Source organism: Acinetobacter sp. 778_lipA (genome assembly GCF_058242985.1).
Genome location: NZ_JBZAYT010000001.1, coordinates 1431073 through 1447169, shown reverse-complemented (window position 1 = coordinate 1447169; position 16097 = coordinate 1431073). Strand labels below are relative to the sequence as shown.

At 37.8% G+C, this 16097-nt stretch carries 12 protein-coding genes; 8 read left to right on the top strand and 4 right to left on the bottom strand.

Annotated elements, in window-relative coordinates; all coding sequences use genetic code 11:
* The first annotated feature begins 221 nt into the window (after positions 1-221).
* The 5 genes from mutS to AC4CUY_RS06765 all read left to right on the top strand — a co-directional run bounded on the left by mutS (position 222) and on the right by AC4CUY_RS06765 (position 6525).
* Positions 222-2876: a DNA mismatch repair protein MutS gene (mutS, locus tag AC4CUY_RS06785; RefSeq protein WP_490773849.1), complete on the top strand. Its 2655-nt coding sequence runs from the start codon at positions 222-224 to the stop codon at positions 2874-2876.
* Positions 2877-3032: 156 nt separating this feature from the next.
* A complete protein-coding gene (locus AC4CUY_RS06780; RefSeq protein WP_419328971.1) occupies positions 3033-3563 on the top strand; it encodes a GNAT family N-acetyltransferase in 531 nt (176 codons plus the stop codon).
* Positions 3564-3912: 349 nt separating this feature from the next.
* Positions 3913-4236, top strand: a complete 324-nt coding sequence (fdxA, locus tag AC4CUY_RS06775) for a ferredoxin FdxA (protein ID WP_004721686.1) — start codon at positions 3913-3915, stop codon at positions 4234-4236.
* A gap of 141 nt (positions 4237-4377) precedes the next feature.
* Complete coding sequence (locus AC4CUY_RS06770) at positions 4378-5097, top strand: D-Ala-D-Ala carboxypeptidase family metallohydrolase (RefSeq protein ID WP_004721687.1); 720 nt, start codon at positions 4378-4380, stop codon at positions 5095-5097.
* A gap of 441 nt (positions 5098-5538) precedes the next feature.
* Positions 5539-6525 carry an IS110 family RNA-guided transposase gene (locus tag AC4CUY_RS06765; protein ID WP_490773548.1) on the top strand — a complete coding sequence of 329 codons (987 nt, stop codon included), beginning with the start codon at positions 5539-5541 and terminating at the stop codon, positions 6523-6525.
* 313 nt (positions 6526-6838) lie between these two features.
* On the opposite strand, the gene AC4CUY_RS06760 is transcribed toward AC4CUY_RS06765, so the two are convergent.
* Together AC4CUY_RS06760 and AC4CUY_RS06755 are read right to left on the bottom strand one after the other, a co-directional pair.
* Positions 6839-8371 carry a pyridoxal phosphate-dependent decarboxylase family protein gene (locus AC4CUY_RS06760; protein WP_419328965.1) on the bottom strand — a complete coding sequence of 511 codons (1533 nt, stop codon included), beginning with the start codon at positions 8369-8371 and terminating at the stop codon, positions 6839-6841.
* A 3-nt stretch (positions 8372-8374) separates the two neighbouring features.
* Positions 8375-9748, bottom strand: coding sequence for a diaminobutyrate--2-oxoglutarate transaminase (locus AC4CUY_RS06755; protein ID WP_490773848.1), 1374 nt, complete (start codon positions 9746-9748; stop codon positions 8375-8377).
* Positions 9749-10247: 499 nt separating this feature from the next.
* On the opposite strand from AC4CUY_RS06755, the gene AC4CUY_RS06750 reads away from it, so the two are divergent.
* The 3 genes from AC4CUY_RS06750 (at position 10248) to AC4CUY_RS06740 (ending at position 14335) form a co-directional block, all read left to right on the top strand.
* Entirely contained in the window at positions 10248-10955 is a 708-nt protein-coding gene (locus tag AC4CUY_RS06750; RefSeq protein ID WP_419328963.1) for an SIMPL domain-containing protein, read from the top strand.
* 265 nt (positions 10956-11220) lie between these two features.
* Positions 11221-13425 (top strand): TonB-dependent receptor family protein, encoded by a 2205-nt coding sequence (locus tag AC4CUY_RS06745; RefSeq protein WP_419328961.1) that lies wholly within the window; start codon positions 11221-11223, stop codon positions 13423-13425.
* A gap of 139 nt (positions 13426-13564) precedes the next feature.
* The gene (locus tag AC4CUY_RS06740; RefSeq protein ID WP_336954166.1) at positions 13565-14335 is read left to right on the top strand and encodes a sulfite exporter TauE/SafE family protein; all 771 of its coding nucleotides are present in this window, start codon (positions 13565-13567) and stop codon (positions 14333-14335) included.
* A 536-nt stretch (positions 14336-14871) separates the two neighbouring features.
* On the opposite strand, the gene AC4CUY_RS06735 is transcribed toward AC4CUY_RS06740, so the two are convergent.
* Complete coding sequence (locus AC4CUY_RS06735; protein WP_419379245.1) at positions 14872-15195, bottom strand: nucleoside triphosphate pyrophosphohydrolase family protein; 324 nt, start codon at positions 15193-15195, stop codon at positions 14872-14874.
* Between the two features lie 162 nt (positions 15196-15357).
* Positions 15358-15993 (bottom strand): SMI1/KNR4 family protein, encoded by a 636-nt coding sequence (locus AC4CUY_RS06730; protein WP_336954689.1) that lies wholly within the window; start codon positions 15991-15993, stop codon positions 15358-15360.
* Positions 15994-16097: the final 104 nt, after the last annotated feature.

Below are 16097 nucleotides of genomic sequence, written 5' to 3'. Positions count from 1 at the left end.
CTTTTTGTGAATCAGCCTCAATTTGTTAAGATGGCGATCGAGAGAAATCAATTTGTTTCCTCACACATTGTTGACTCAATTTTGGCACTAATAAAAGTAAACTAAAGCTATGCTTTTTCCTTTACTTAGGTCAGATTTGCACAGAAGTTGTTAGAATTGGTTAGATAGCCAAACTTTCAAAATAAACTTATTTATTATTTAAATTTAGAGATTTAATATACATGAATAGCATGGAAACAATGGCTGACTTATCCTCCCACACTCCAATGATGCAGCAATATCTAAAAGTCAAAATGCAGCATCCACACTCTTTAATGTTCTATCGCATGGGCGATTTTTACGAACTATTTTTTGACGATGCAAAAAAAGCCGCAAAACTTTTGGGGATTACCCTCACTCATCGTGGTAAAGCCAATGGTGAACCTATTCCAATGGCGGGTGTTCCATACCATGCGGCGGAAGGTTACTTAGCTCGTTTGGTTAAAAAAGGCGAAGCTGTCGTTATCTGTGAGCAGATTGGTGAAGTGACTGGTAAGGGTCCTGTCGAACGCGGTGTGGTACGAATCATTACCCCTGGAACATTGACCGATGATGCCCTCTTAACCGCAACCCAAGCATCTAATCTTGTTGCAATATGCTTTCAACAAAATCAAATTGGGATGGCACTGCTGGATTTAAGTGCGGGTATTTTTAAAGTTCAACAGCAAGATTTCAAGTCTGAGAGCTTGGCAATTGAATTGGCACGTTTAATGCCAAGTGAAATATTGGTGGATGAAGATATTGTTGACCCCAATATTATTGAAGACATTAAAAGACAAATTGAATGTCCAATTACCAAACGGCCAAATGTCGATTTTAATTTAAATAATGCACAAAAAACCTTATGTGACCAATTCTCAGTTTCTACACTTTCTGGTTTTGGTATTGACCACTTACCACTGGCTAAGGCAGCTGCTGCTGCATTGATTCATTATGCCAAAGAAACTCAAAAAACGGCATTACCGCATATCCGCTCAATTAAATTAGAACAAAGCTCGGATTTTATTGCACTTGACCCAGTTACACGCCGCAATTTAGAAATTATTGATCCTTTGTTTGAGCATGGTACGTCACTGTTTAGCTTGATCAATGACTGCCAGACTGCAATGGGTGGACGATTGCTAGCACGTACATTGATGCAACCGATCCGTGATACTCAAATTTTAGATTCACGTTTAGATGCGACAGATACTTTACTCAAAGGCTATCATGAAAGTCCTGTTCGCTTAGTTTTAAAAGAAATTGGGGATATTGAACGTGTTTTGAGTCGCATTGCGCTTGGCAGTGCGCGTCCTCGTGATTTGGTACAGCTTCGTCAAGCTTGTGCACAAATCCCGTTCCTAAGACATGCTATTCGACCTATTCTTGAGACGCAACAATCTAAATTGATCATTCAATTAAATGAAGAATTAGGCGATTTTAATGGGTTACATCAACGATTGCTGTCCGCAATTGTTGAACACCCGCCTGTATTATTACGCGACGGCAATGTAATTGCAGAAGGCTTTGACGCTGAGCTTGATGAATTGCGTAAAATCCGTGATCACGCAGGTCAATTCCTGATTGATTTAGAAATCCAAGAACGAGAAAACACGGGCATCAATACCCTGAAGATTGGTTATAACCGTGTCAGTGGGTACTATATCGAACTTACCCGTGCTCAAGCTGAACAAGCACCTGATCATTACATCCGCCGTCAGACGCTGAAAAATGCCGAACGTTATATCACGCCTGAGTTAAAATCCTTTGAAGATAAAGTTCTTTCAAGTGAATCGCGTGCGCTTGCTCGAGAAAAACTACTCTTTGAAATGTTGTTAGACGAGTTAAGAGCTGATATTGGCAATTTACAAATGATGAGCGCATCAATTGCCCATATCGACTTATTGGCAAACTTTGCTTATCAAGCCCGTTTGAATAATTGGAATCGGCCAGAGTATAGCCCAGAAATCGGGATTAAAATTACAGCAGGTCGTCATCCTGTAGTCGAATCACTCAGTAAAACGCCATTTACCCCCAATGATACCCTACTCGATTTCAATCATCGAATGGCGATCATTACCGGGCCAAATATGGGCGGAAAATCAACCTTTATGCGTCAAACTGCACTCATTAGTTTACTAGCCTATTGTGGCAGTTTCATTCCTGCTAAAACGGCTAAGTTAGGACCGATTGACCGTATATTTACTCGAATTGGCTCTGCTGATGATTTATCTACAGGTAAATCTACCTTTATGGTGGAAATGACAGAAACTTCTCAAATTTTACATCATGCAACCAATCAATCTTTGGTACTTATGGATGAAGTTGGTCGTGGTACAAGTACTTATGATGGGCTATCTCTAGCTTGGGCATGTGTGCTTGATCTGACCAAACGAATCAAATGTCTATGCCTCTTTGCCACGCACTATTTTGAATTAACTGAGCTTTCAAAAGAAGTGGCTATTGATAACTACCATGTGACGGCCAAAGAGTTAAATGGTAATTTGATTCTATTGCATAAAGTGCAACAAGGTCCTGCCAGTCAAAGTCATGGCTTACAAGTTGCTAAACTTGCAGGAATTCCTGCAGGAGTGATTAAAGAAGCCCAAAAGCGGTTAAAGATTTTAGAGAAACAACAACAGCAACAGTTGCAATCCGTTGTGCAAAATGACTTATTTGCTGAAGTTGAAACCGTTGAACCTGAAAAGTTTGAACAAATCATTGAAATTGAAAAAGTCGTCGAAGTTGAAAAGTCATCCCCTATACTCGATGCTTTAGCAAATATTGATGTCGATGATTTAACGCCTCGCCAAGCACTTGATCACCTCTATGCATTAAAAGCGGCACTAAATGCATAAGCAATAACAACTACCCAGTCTAAGCAGGTTTAAAATTCCTTTACTTAGACTGGAAATAACTTGAGTCTATTGATCTTTAAATACCAATCTAGACGATAATTAAAAGCACTTCATACTAGGTGATTGAGTGCTAAGTTTTAGGAGAATAATATCAATATTTCACTCAAGCCCCTGCAGCTTTCTGACATAGACTTCATTTGGAAGCACATTGATCGTCGTGAATTAATCACTCAAATGTATCTACAACAAAAGCAAAAATTACATTTAGTCGATTGTTTTTATGATGTGCAAAGTTGGGATGAATATCATTTAGCAAATGATCCCCCTGTATTAAAGCAACATCTTATTCAAGGTGGGCTATGTGTGGGTGCATTCAATCAATTGAATAGATTAATTGGTGTCCAACTGGTATCTAATCAAGTCATCGCAGATTATCCAGAAGCAAAGCTATTACAGTATTTTTATGTTGATGCAAATCATCAAGGCCTTGGTCTTGGTACACAGCTGATGCATTCAGCGATAAAATCAGCCGATCAACTTGGTGCAAAACAATTATATATTTCAGCAACACCAACCCAGCGCACTGTCGACTTTTATCTTAAACAAGGTGCGCTTGTCTTAGAAAAACCTGATCAGCAGTTATTGGAATTAGAACCTGAAGATATTCATCTTATCTATACGTTGTGATGACATTACTGATCCTGAAAATACAGTTCCAAATAATTCTAAAAATGATAGCTGACTAAAAAAACAACACATAAAAGTAATTACCCCATTTCACTTATGTGATTTAGTCTCATATTTATGTTCTTTTTTGAATATGTTTAGCATTTTTTCACCTATGGCGACATCAAAATAATAGCGCCTATTTTTAAAAATGTATAATTCATCACAAGTTAGAAGAATTTTCTATAAAAAAAATTGATTTAGCAGGTTCTTCTATATTAAATATCAATAAAAGCAATTGTTAGTTTGCGACGTTTTCCCTAAAATACAGCATTATTAATTAGAACCATATTTTTAGGTAGCTGACGCCATGACCTTTGTTGTCACTGAAAATTGTATTAAGTGTAAATATCAAGACTGCGTAGAAGTATGTCCAGTAGACTGTTTTTATGAAGGTCCAAATTTCCTAGTCATTAGTCCAGACGAATGTATTGACTGTGCGCTATGTGAACCTGAGTGTCCTGCAAATGCAATTTTCTCTGAAGATGAACTCCCTGAAGGTCAAGAAGTATTTATTGAATTAAATGCTGAACTTGCTCAAAAATGGCCAAACATTACTCAAATCGGTGATCAACCTGAGGATCGTGAAGAGTGGAATGGTAAAGCCGATAAATTACAATACTTAGAAAAATAAGTATTGTATAAAAAAGATCAGCTTAGGCTGATCTTTTTGCATTTTAATATGTAAATTGTACATTTATTTGCAATTTATCCATATTACACGCACCAAACTAGACTAAAATAACCCGTTACTTGCTTTTAGCTAATATTGAGAATGAAATTTATTTTGAAAGGTTTACTTGCTGTCGGTGTTACTACAATGATTCTGGCTGGATGTACATCTTCCCCTCAAAAGAATCCAACAATTAGCACGTCGCATGGTCAGCGTATTTACATTCCCGAAGAAAAAATTACGATTGAGCGACCAATTCCTCCTAAAACGATGCCTTCATCTTATCGCCAATGGTTGATCTATGGAGACAATCAGTCACGTGCACGTGATTATGAACGTTTCCTTGAACAAAATAATGCTGGAAATATTATTCCTAGTTTCGAGTTATTTAAAACTGCGCGTGATTGGGACAAGTGTGGTAAGTCTGAATATATGATTCCAAGCCGTGAGCTTTGGAGTAATCAATTACCGACATTAAAAGTATTTAAATACTTGGTTGCATCTAAAGTTCTGACTGATTTTACCGTAACCTCGGTATATCGAGACTTACCTTTAAACCAATGTGCGGGTGGTGCTGGATCTTCACGTCACTTATTCAATTCAGCCATTGATTTCCGTATTGGGCCGGAAAATCCGCAACCTCAAGATTATGCGTATATTGAACATACAAAATTCAAATTATGTCAGTTCTGGTCGCAGTATGGCCAAAGTTTAAACATGGGCTTAGGCTTATATGCTTCAGGACAAATCCATATTGATACTCAAGGTTATCGTACTTGGGGACCTGATCTTACCCGTAATAGCTCAATGTGTAATTTTTAACGCCCCATACTCAATAAAAGAGATCGATGAGATCTCTTTTTTATGAACAAGCATTTGATCATAAATAAAGCTTATGTTTCTGTATGAACTTTAAAAACTAGGTTATCAATTCGTTTTTTGTTCTTTTGGATTCTAGATGGTTATCCTACCGTGGGGCGACATGGATGTCGCCGTTGGGTGGAGGTACAGGATGTACCTCTCACCCAACAAAAGATTTTTGTCATCTTGTATCTTGTTCTTTGTAGTGATTAGCTATCACTACACGTAAATTGTAGAGTTTGGTTTGTCATCAAAACTTCGAGTTTCCTGAAAAGATTAAACCTACAATTTACACCTAACCACTGACATAAATCTGGACGGTAACTAAGCACTTTGATGCTGCATTCACAAGAAAAGACTGTGGTTTTTTAATATTAATTCAATCAATAATTAGGTGAAGCTATGTTTTATCTTGGCATTGATGTTTCTAAAGCTAAATTCGATTGTTGTTTATTTCTTGATGACTCTAGTGGAAAAATAAAAACTAAATGCTTTTCCAATAGCAATAAAGGATTTCATCAATTGTTATCATGGTTAAATCGTTTTGGTCTTGTTGCTGAAGAAACTAGAGCCTTAATGGAAGCAACATCCGTCTATCATGAAATGTTAGCTCAATTTTTATTTGATTTAAAATTTCAAGTTTGTGTGGCTAACCCAGCCCGTACTCGATATTTTGCTCAAAGTATCTCTAAGCTTAATAAAACTGACAAAATCGATAGTGAAGTATTGGCGCGATTTGCAATGACTGTAGATTTACATTTATGGCAACCCACTCCTGATAATATCCGATTGCTCAATGCTTTATTAGATAGAAGGTCAAGTCTTGCGAACGACTTAAAACGTGAACAAAATCGTTTGGAAAAAGCAAACTCCACTCTAATAGTTGTACCAATTTTAAAGTCTATTAAGACTAATATTAAATCATTAACTCGGCAAATTCAGAATCTAGATACACAAATTCAAAACCATATTGATCAAGATCAAGACCATGAGCTTAAACGTGATCAAAAGCTTCTTGAAAGCATTCCAGCAATTGCTGAGCGTACCAGTTTATTAATGCTTGTTTTTTTACGTGCTCATTCTTTTGAAAAAGCTAGCCAAGCTGCTGCATTTGTGGGTTTAGTTCCCATTCATAGACAATCTGGTAGTTCTGTGCTTGGAAAAAGTCGCTTATCTAAAGCCGGTTCACCTAAAATTCGATCGGGTTTATATATGGCTGCCATTGTTGCAACTCGGTACAATCCTCACATTAAAGAGTTGAGCGAACGGCTCTTAGCGAAAGGGAAAACTAAAATGGTAGCGATTGCTGCTGCTATGCGAAAGTTAATTCATCTTTGCTATGGTGTTCTTAAAAACCAACAACCTTATCAGGCAAATTATAAGGCATGAATCCTTAAATAATTTGCTTGACAGTTAAGACGGTATCTTTTCATCTCTGAAAAGTGAGGCATCGCCTACGCAAAGGTATTTAAACTTTGAATGTAAGATGTAGCATTGCAAGCTTATTTATAAGCAAATAATTTATTCTTACAGGCAATTGATTTAATTAAAAGAGATTATATTCTTGCTTCTAAGTTTTTGACAGATTGACTATATTTTAGATCAAAACACCCTTAAATAAAAAACGCCCAATGAAATACATTGGGCGTTTTTTTAAATAAAATCAATCAATTTCAAGCATCAAAATCAACTGGATATCAATCTAGTCAATTGCAGGCGTATAAGTACCATCAGCAATCGCATCTTTAATTCGGTCAGCTTCTTCTAACACCAAGGCAAGAAGATTCTTAACGTTTTCTAAAGTTGCAACTGGACTTAAAGTCGTCATTTTCAAAGATTGAAGCTGTCCAACTTTAGTTACACCGATATTGGCTTCACCGCGCGCAAATAATTCATCTGCAACGTTTTGGTTCAAAGTATCAAGCAATTCAACTGGATAATTATCAGGTATTACACGGAATAATACCGATGCAAATTGTGGATCAACCAGCATTTCCAAGCCAGCAGTAGCATTAATGTAATCTGCTACTTCACGAGTTAGCTTAACGCCATGGTCAATCATTGAACCATAAAGCTCTTCACCTAGATTTTCAATCGTCATCCACAATTTCAACGCATCAAAACGACGTGTAGTTTGTAGAGATTTAGACACTAGATTCGGTACACCATGTTCTTCATCATAAGCAGAATTTAAATATTCAGCTTCATAATGCATGAAACGATAGTTCGCTTCATCTTTCAACAAGAAAGCACCACATGAAATACTTTGGAAATAATGCTTATGGAAATCCAATGTAATCGAATCAGACAATTCAATACCATCAAGCATTGAACGGTAGTCATTCGATAAGATCAGTGCACCACCCCATGCTGCATCGATATGCATCCACGCGCCGTATTTATTGGTGATTTCACGCACTTTCTTCAATGGATCAATCGCACCAGCGTCGGTTGTCCCAGCAGTCGCAACAACACAAGCAACAATTTTGCCTTCAGCCTGTAAATGCGCCATGGTTTTTTCTAGCGCATCAACATCCATCTGTGCATTTTCATTGACTGGAACAGTCACAACTGACTGGAAGCCCATGCCCATCATCGCCATGTTCTTTTGTACAGAAAAATGTGCATTTTCAGAACAGATCACTTTGACATTACGCATGGCGTCACTTGGAACACCATCACGTTGCACAGACCAAGGCAGACCATTTTCGTCTTTCCAGTTCTTGGCAATACACCAGTCACGTGCTAACAATACACCCATCAAGTTAGATTGGGTACCGCCAGAAGTGAATACACCTGCCTGACCTGCACCATAACCTACTTTTTGACGCAGCCAGTCGATCAATTGAACTTCCATCAAAGAACCTGCTGGGCTTTGATCCCATGAGTCCATTGATTGGTTAGTCGCATTGATCAATACTTCAGCAATTTGACTTGTCACCATAGTTGGGCAATGCAAATGTGCCAAAGAGTGCGGATGATGTACTTTTAGACTTTTGTTCAGGAAAAGCTCAACCATACGCTCAAGCGATTGGTGTAAACCTAGACCTTGTTTAGATGGTGCAAAAGAAATCGCTTCACGAAGTTCTTTAATGCTCCCACCTGTGTACATTTTGTCATTTTGCAACCATGCTGCGACCGCTTTAGTCGCCTCACCCATCGCTGACTCATAGTCAGCAATAGATTGAGCATCATTGCAGAGTAACGCTTTACGATGTTCTGCAAAATCTACCATGAATTAAGCGCCTCGAACTGCAATAAGAGCCTCTGCAACTGCTTTCTTAAAGCGCGCAATAGCTTCTTCACATTCTTCTTGGGTAATGATCAATGGGCAAAGTAAACGAATCACTGTACCGCTACGGCCGCCCTTTTCTAACAATAATTTATTGTTAAAACATGCTGTTTGAATTGCAGCAGCCAATTGTGAATCCGCAGGAAGAGAACCCATATGATCCACTTGCTTACGTTCATCCACAATTTCGATACCGATCATTAAACCGCGACCACGAACATTACCAATACATGGGAATTCTTGCGCTAATTTTTTCAATTCAGCTTGTAAGAAATCACCACGTTGTTGCGCATTTTGTGCAAGGTTTTGCTCTTTAATGGTATTGATCGTTGCAAGACCAGTACCCATTGCAAGTTGGTTACCACGGAAAGTCCCTGTGTGACCTGCAGGTTGCCAAGCATCAAACTTCCGTTTAATACCCAAAACAGCCAATGGTAAGCTACCACCCACTGCTTTTGACATCACCACAACATCAGGTTCAATACCAGCATGTTCAAAAGCAAACATTTTGCCTGAACGTGCAAAGCCCGCTTGAACTTCATCCAAAATCAAAACAATGTTATGACGCTCAGTCACTTCACGGATTTTTTGCAACCATTTCGCTGGTGCAGTAACCACACCGCCTTCACCTTGAATTGCTTCAAGAATCACAGCTGCAGGTTTAGTTACTCCGCTTTCGACATCTTCAATGAAGTTTTCGAAATAATAAGTTAAGGCATCAACACCTGCTTCACCGCCAACACCCAATGGGCAACGGTATTCATGCGGGTATGGCATAAATTGTACGCCTGGCATTAAGCCATTTACCGCATTTTTAGCAGATAAATTACCTGTCATCGCTAACGCGCCATGAGTCATCCCGTGGTAACCGCCAGAGAAACTGATAACTGTATTGCGACCTGTATAGGTTTTCGCCAATTTAATCGCTGCTTCTGTACCATCTGCACCAGATGGGCCACAGAACTGTAAGCAATACTCTTCTTGCCCACCCGGAAGTTGTGCAAGCAGTGCTTCAGTGAAAGCATCTTTTAAAGGCGTTGTTAAATCTAAAGTATGTAAAGGGAGACCACTCGCTAAAGTGTCTTGAATACTTTTAATCACCGCAGGATGGTTATGGCCTAATGCCAATGTTCCTGCCCCAGCTAAACAATCGAGGTACTTTGTACCTTCAACATCGGTAACCCAACAACCATGTGCTTCCGCTATCGCTAACGGTAATTTACGTGGATAACTACGAACATTCGATTCCATCTGACTTTGGCGAGTCAAGTAGTATTCGTTTGTGGAAGTGGCAGCAGGATTTACAGAAGTAACGCTCATATCGAATTACCATCTCTGATATGGGTTGAAAGAAATAAGTCGGGTGACTTGTGGTCCTTTGACTCGGTGCTTTATAGAAATCTAGTTAGAGTGCTTTTAATCTTCATAACTAGGAGCGCGATAATACAGTTTTTTACAAGAAAATAAATATCTTTTATGTACTTATCCACACTCCATTTATCGAAAAAAACATTTAGCTAAATCTAATTAGTTATTATCATCATACTATGTGACAAAGCAAAGAAAAGCCGATAATTAAAATGAATTTCTAAATCTAGCTCAATTCCACAAATTTCCCTTACAACGAAACTCGATAAGCTTTTAATTTTTAAAAAATTTTAAACAAAATAAAATTGCAATTTATATGCAAATTATTACAAATGCACCACAAAATCTGCCATAGTTTTCCGCAAACCAGATTTATGATTAAAAACAGATTCAATTTAAACAATATATCTTTAGGTCATAAATTTTAGTCAAACAATTTTAAGGATTCATTATGCGTTATTTAGCGTTAACTACTTTACTCTTGGGAACTACACTGAGCACAATGGCGATGGCAGCAGAAAATGACCCGTTAAATTACAATATTGTCAATGTTCAAGCAGATGCGACACGTCAAGTGTCTAATGATGAAATGCATGCAGTACTTTTTATTGAGAAAAACAACAAGCAACCTGCTGAGTTATCTTCTCAAATAACCCAATTAATGAATCAAGCCATTAGCATTTCAAAAAAGTATCCACAAGTTAAAGTCGAAACAGGCTCACAAACTACTTACCCAGTTTACGACAATGACAATCAAAAACTGAAAGAATGGCGTGGTCGTGCAGAAATTCAAATTGAAAGTAAAGATTTTAAAGCAGCAAGCCAGTTAATCAATGAGTTGCAAAACAGCTTTCAAACACAATCAATTAATTTCACAGTGTCTGATGAACAACGTAAAAAAGTTGAAAATGAATTGATGGTTGAGGCTTCAAAGAATTTCCAACAACGTGCGCAAATTTTAACGCAAGCGTGGAATAAATCATCTTATAACTTGGTCAATATCAACATCAATACTAGCAACTCTTATCCACAACCTGTTTATGCAGCGCGTGCATCTATGGCTAAGTTTGAAGCTGCCGATGCCGTTGGTGGTCAGAATATGGCCGCTGGCGAATCAAAAATCACAGTCAATGCTAATGGTTCGATCCAGTTTAAATAAGTTTTTGATCAGGGTCTGTAGACATTTCATAAATGGCTTGCGTTGTAGACGAATTGTCAACAGACCCTAATATAAAGACCGTGCTTATGCACGGTTTATTGCTATTGCGCTTTATAAATTTGCCATTGCAAAATAAAAAAGTGAATATTTGATTAAAAAATCTATTAATTTGAATTAAACAATAGTTTTAAATGATAATCATCCTGATTTAAAAATATGTTTGAAGAGATTAAGATACGCACAATTCCAAATGCCTATTTTTTTTATGAAAATTTCAAGCCAAAGAACACCTGACTTCACTCTGTTTAAACCCTCACATCTCAGCCTTGCAATTGCTGTTTCACTTAGCTTTATATCCAATGCTGCCTTTGCCGAAGACAATCAAGAAACGTCAACACAAACACTTAAAACAATCACCGTACAAGCTGAAGGAAACTGGCTTGAAGCTGCCAATGCTGAAAAAGTTCACAAGCATGCAGGTGCACGTACCATTATCGATCGCAAAAAAATGGACGAATCTGCGGTAACCTCTATACGTGATGCGTTAAAACAAGTGCCAGGTGTTCAGGTTCAAGACAGCAATGGCACAGGGGGTAGTGATGTTTCTCTCAATCTAGGTGTCCGTGGCTTAACCTCTCGCCTATCACCTCGTTCTACAGTATTGATGGACGGTGTCCCTCTATCCTTCGCACCTTATGGTCAACCACAATTGTCTATGGCACCTGTTTCAATGGGCAATATTGAATCTGTAGACGTTGTTCGTGGCGCAGGTTCAGTCCGCTTTGGGCCTCAAAACGTGGGTGGGATTATCAACTTTAATACCCGTGCAATCCCTGAAAAACTATCAGGCTCTGTTGGTTTAACTACAGAATTCGCCACAGGTACCGATCAACTCAAGTACAGTCCAAACCTCTTTATCGGCGGTACTATGGATAATGGTTTAGGCCTTGCGCTACTTTATTCAGGAACCAAAGGAAATGGCTATCGCGAAGCCAATAACGACATAGATATCGATGACGTGATGTTAAAGTCGTCATATCAATTTACAGATGCGGATTCGATTGCACTTAATCTGCATCACTATGAAGGCCGTGGCGAAATGCCCGAAGGCTTAACAACTGCAGATTATGCCAAAAACCCATACCAGTCGAACCAATACCGTAACTATTTTGCAGGTCGTCGTTCAGATGTTTCTGTTAAATATAGCCATAAAGATGAATTAAATAACTTTGAAATCCTTGGTTATTATGTCGATTCATTTCGTACCAGTGATCTGGAGTCTGCTGTAGAAGGTACTGCAAATAGTCGAATTAGTAACTCTCCACGTGATTATAAATATTTTGGCATTGAACCGCGTTATTCACGTGCCTACACTTTGGGCAATATGAATAATGAAGTCACGGTAGGTTATCGCTACTTGCAAGAAGACAGTTCAGAGTTTTCTGGTCGTACAGCACAATATAACACTGTTACAGGCACACCGGGTGAACGCCTTGCCAACACGAGCAGTGAAGGTGGAACTAAAGCCCATGCTGTGTATATTGATAACCGTTTTGGTCTCGGTGCATTGACCCTTACTCCAGGTGTTCGTTTTGAGTCAATTAAAACCCATAATGATTATACCGCGTACCAAAATGGTAAATTCATAAATACGGTGCATCCAAAAATTAATTCTGATGAGTTTTTACCAAGCCTTGCAGTGCAATACAATTTCAATGAACAATGGAATGTCTTTGCTAATGCAGCGGTTTCTTTTGGCCCTCAGCAATATAACCAGTTGGCTAAAGTCGAAAGCAACAAAGCTATAACCACTTTAGATGGTCTCCATCCTGAAAAATCCAACAACTATGAAATCGGTACCAAATACCTAGGCAATGGTTTAAATGCAGAATTTACAGTGTTCTATTTAGACTTTGATAAAGAATTATTACTTGAACGCCCTGATAATATTGGTACGGGCATATGGACCAATCTAGGTGCAACCAGTCATAAAGGAGTAGAGCTTGGTCTCAGTTATGACTTTGGTAATCTCTACGACTCGCTGCAAGGCTTAAAAGTCTACAGTAACTATACATTTACCAAAGCAGTGTCTGAGGCAGGTAAATTTGATGGTAAGGACTTACCTTATTATTCAAGACATGTTGGAAATTTAGGCCTTGGTTATAGCTTTGACAAATGGTCTGTCAATGCTGATATGTTTGCTCAATCTAAACAACATGCGCCGGGATCAGGCAATGTTTACCAAACTGTTGAAACAGCAGATGGCCGTAATGGTGATATCCCTGGTTATTCAACTTTTGCGGTACGTACAGCTTATGATTTTGGTCAAGATTTTTACGGTTTAAAAGTGGCAGGCGGGATTAAAAACCTATTTGATCAAGAATATTTTACTCGTTCCTCTGACTCTACAGGTGGTAAATATGTAGGACAGCCGCGTACTTTCTATCTACAAACGTCTGTTGATTTCTAATTTTTGAAAAACGTGTAAATTTACAAAGCATTTAAAACGAAAGCGCTAATCTCATAGATTGAGATTAGCGCTTTTTAATTACTTTTATTTGAATATATTCTATGATTATTCTCTTAAATAACAGTTAGAACAATCTGTAATGGAATACGAGACAATACTTCTGAGTTTAGGCTTCTTCGCTTTTTGTGCTGGTTTAATTGATGCTGCGGTGGGTGGAGGTGGATTAGTTCTACTCCCAGCGCTAATGCATGCCTTTCCCAATCAAAGTCTCGCCACAGTTTTTGGAACCAATAAAATCATTGCCATGGCAGGTACTGTATCTTCTGCATTTGCTTACTTTAAGAAAGTTACGATCAATTGGAAACTTATACTACCGACAATGTTGGCAGCATTTATATTTTCTTTTTTAGGTGCAATGTCCGTTTCGTTGATTCCTAAAGAGTTGATGCGTTATATCGTATTCTTTTTACTGATCTTGATTGCAATCTACACCTTTGCCAAAAAAGACTTAGGTAAAATCCATACTGTTTTACAGACGGGTAAGAAAGAAATTGCGTTAGGTTTATTTTTTGGCGCCTTAATTGGATTTTATGATGGTATTTTTGGCCCAGGGACCGGCAGTTTTTTGCTCTTTCTGTTTGTGAAAGTATTTGCTTTTGATTTTTTAAATGCTTCTGCATCTGCAAAATTGGTCAATGTCGCCACTAATATTTCTGCCATGTTCTTCTTTATTCCTTCTGGTCATATTTTATGGATGGCAGGCATCATTTTAGCAGTTTGCAATGTTTTAGGCTCTCTTGCGGGTACTGCTTTAGCATTTAAATATGGAAGTGGTTTTATTCGTATTTTCTTTTTAATTCTACTGGTATTTTTAATTAGTCGCATGGGCTATGACTTATTTATCAATTAGTCATTCATACTAAATATACAAATTGAAAGAAGCCCGCCAAAATTCTATAGTTAAACCACCTAATTATTCATAGAATTAATTTTAATCAATTCATTGAGCATAAATAAAGCTTATGTTTTTGTATGAACATTGAGAAACTGTTGATTATTAATTCGTTGTTGTGCTTTTCAATCATAGATGGTGATCCTACCTTGGGGCGACATGGATGTCACCGTTGGGCGGGGGTATATGAGCAAAAATAAAGCACTGCTTTGTTTGCAGCGCAAGAGCCCTGTTAAACGAAAGATTTTTGTCATCTTTTCATCTCTGAAAAGTGAGGCATCGCCTACACAAAGGTATTTAAACTTTGAATTTAAGGTGTGGCATTGCAAGCTTTTTATAATCAAACAATTTATTTTTCCATGCAATTGATTTAATTTAAAATATTAATTAAGAAGAATTATATTCTTGTGTCTGAGTTTTTGACAGGTTGACTATATAATTAATGATCAAATGCTTGGTCATAAAAAATGTTCAATAAACATTTTTCCAAAAATTTAAATCTTTTCAGCTTTATCTAAAAAGTATTGTGTGGCTTCAGTTAAATCCATATCTAATTCATTGGCAATAATGGCTAACCACCAGACACATTCACCTAACTTATGCTGCAACTCTTGCTGAGCATCGCCTTTGTGGAACCACTTCCCCGTCTGCGCCATCACTAATCTCCCAACCAATCCAGCATCAGATAAAAATGCCAACGCATCCTCTTGCACTGTCCATTCAGCATGATGATTTATTCGCTCTAGCTCATGATAACGTTCTCTGATTTTTACTGAACGTGCTACAACCTCATCAACCGTTATTTTATGATTCATCATTTTGCTCGTTTAAAAATTAGAGCTTACTTGATTTTGTAAAATTGATTCGATTAGAAATGTAATGCGTTCAAAATTGAGTGTGTAGCAATAATCGCCATTGATATACTTTTTACTAGTAAAGCTTTCAAACATAATTTTATAAAATGATTTTTCTAAAAAAAGCTAAGTAAAATCAGGACGCGCCCAGCGTTCACTCATATGCCAATTGACCAGATCAATAGCTGCATCACTTTCTAAAAACTCATTTTCATCTTCTAAAGCATCTTTATTCAACTGATATAAGTCATTGTCTAAATCATCTGAAAATTGTTGAAGAAAATTGGTAATTGAGTTAGCGACCAAAATCCCAACATCATATTCATGATCAATAAAGATCACTTGTCCAATTTGACCTACGGCGGTGGGTACTAAATCCACATACAAACCTGTTCGCCCACCATCGTGCGCAAACTGAACCCAATCTCGATGGTGGGCATTGGTTGGATTGATTTGTGGGTCAGCATGTTGAAGTACAAACAACTCATCAACGAGATCTGCAAGATCGTCGCGTTTAGTTTCAATATTAGTGAGTGATAAAAATTCCATGCCATAAAATAAACTGCCTAAATTTTCCTCTTCATTCATCCCATTATGCCAACAGTACAACTGTTTAAAATCATCAGGTAAGTGTTTAGAAAGCCTTTGTTCAAATTGTTCTATATCAGCAATACTTGCCGCGGGATTAAGTGATTGATTTGCAATCTTTGCCGCATGTTGCACTAACCAATTTTGTATATTTTCTAATTGTTTTTGAATCATGTTCTTCTCATTAACCCTAGTAACAGTCAAATAAACTTTACTGAAAAACCCAATCATTAACAATAAAAAAGCCACTTAAAAGTGGCTTTGGCTTTAGTAAATCA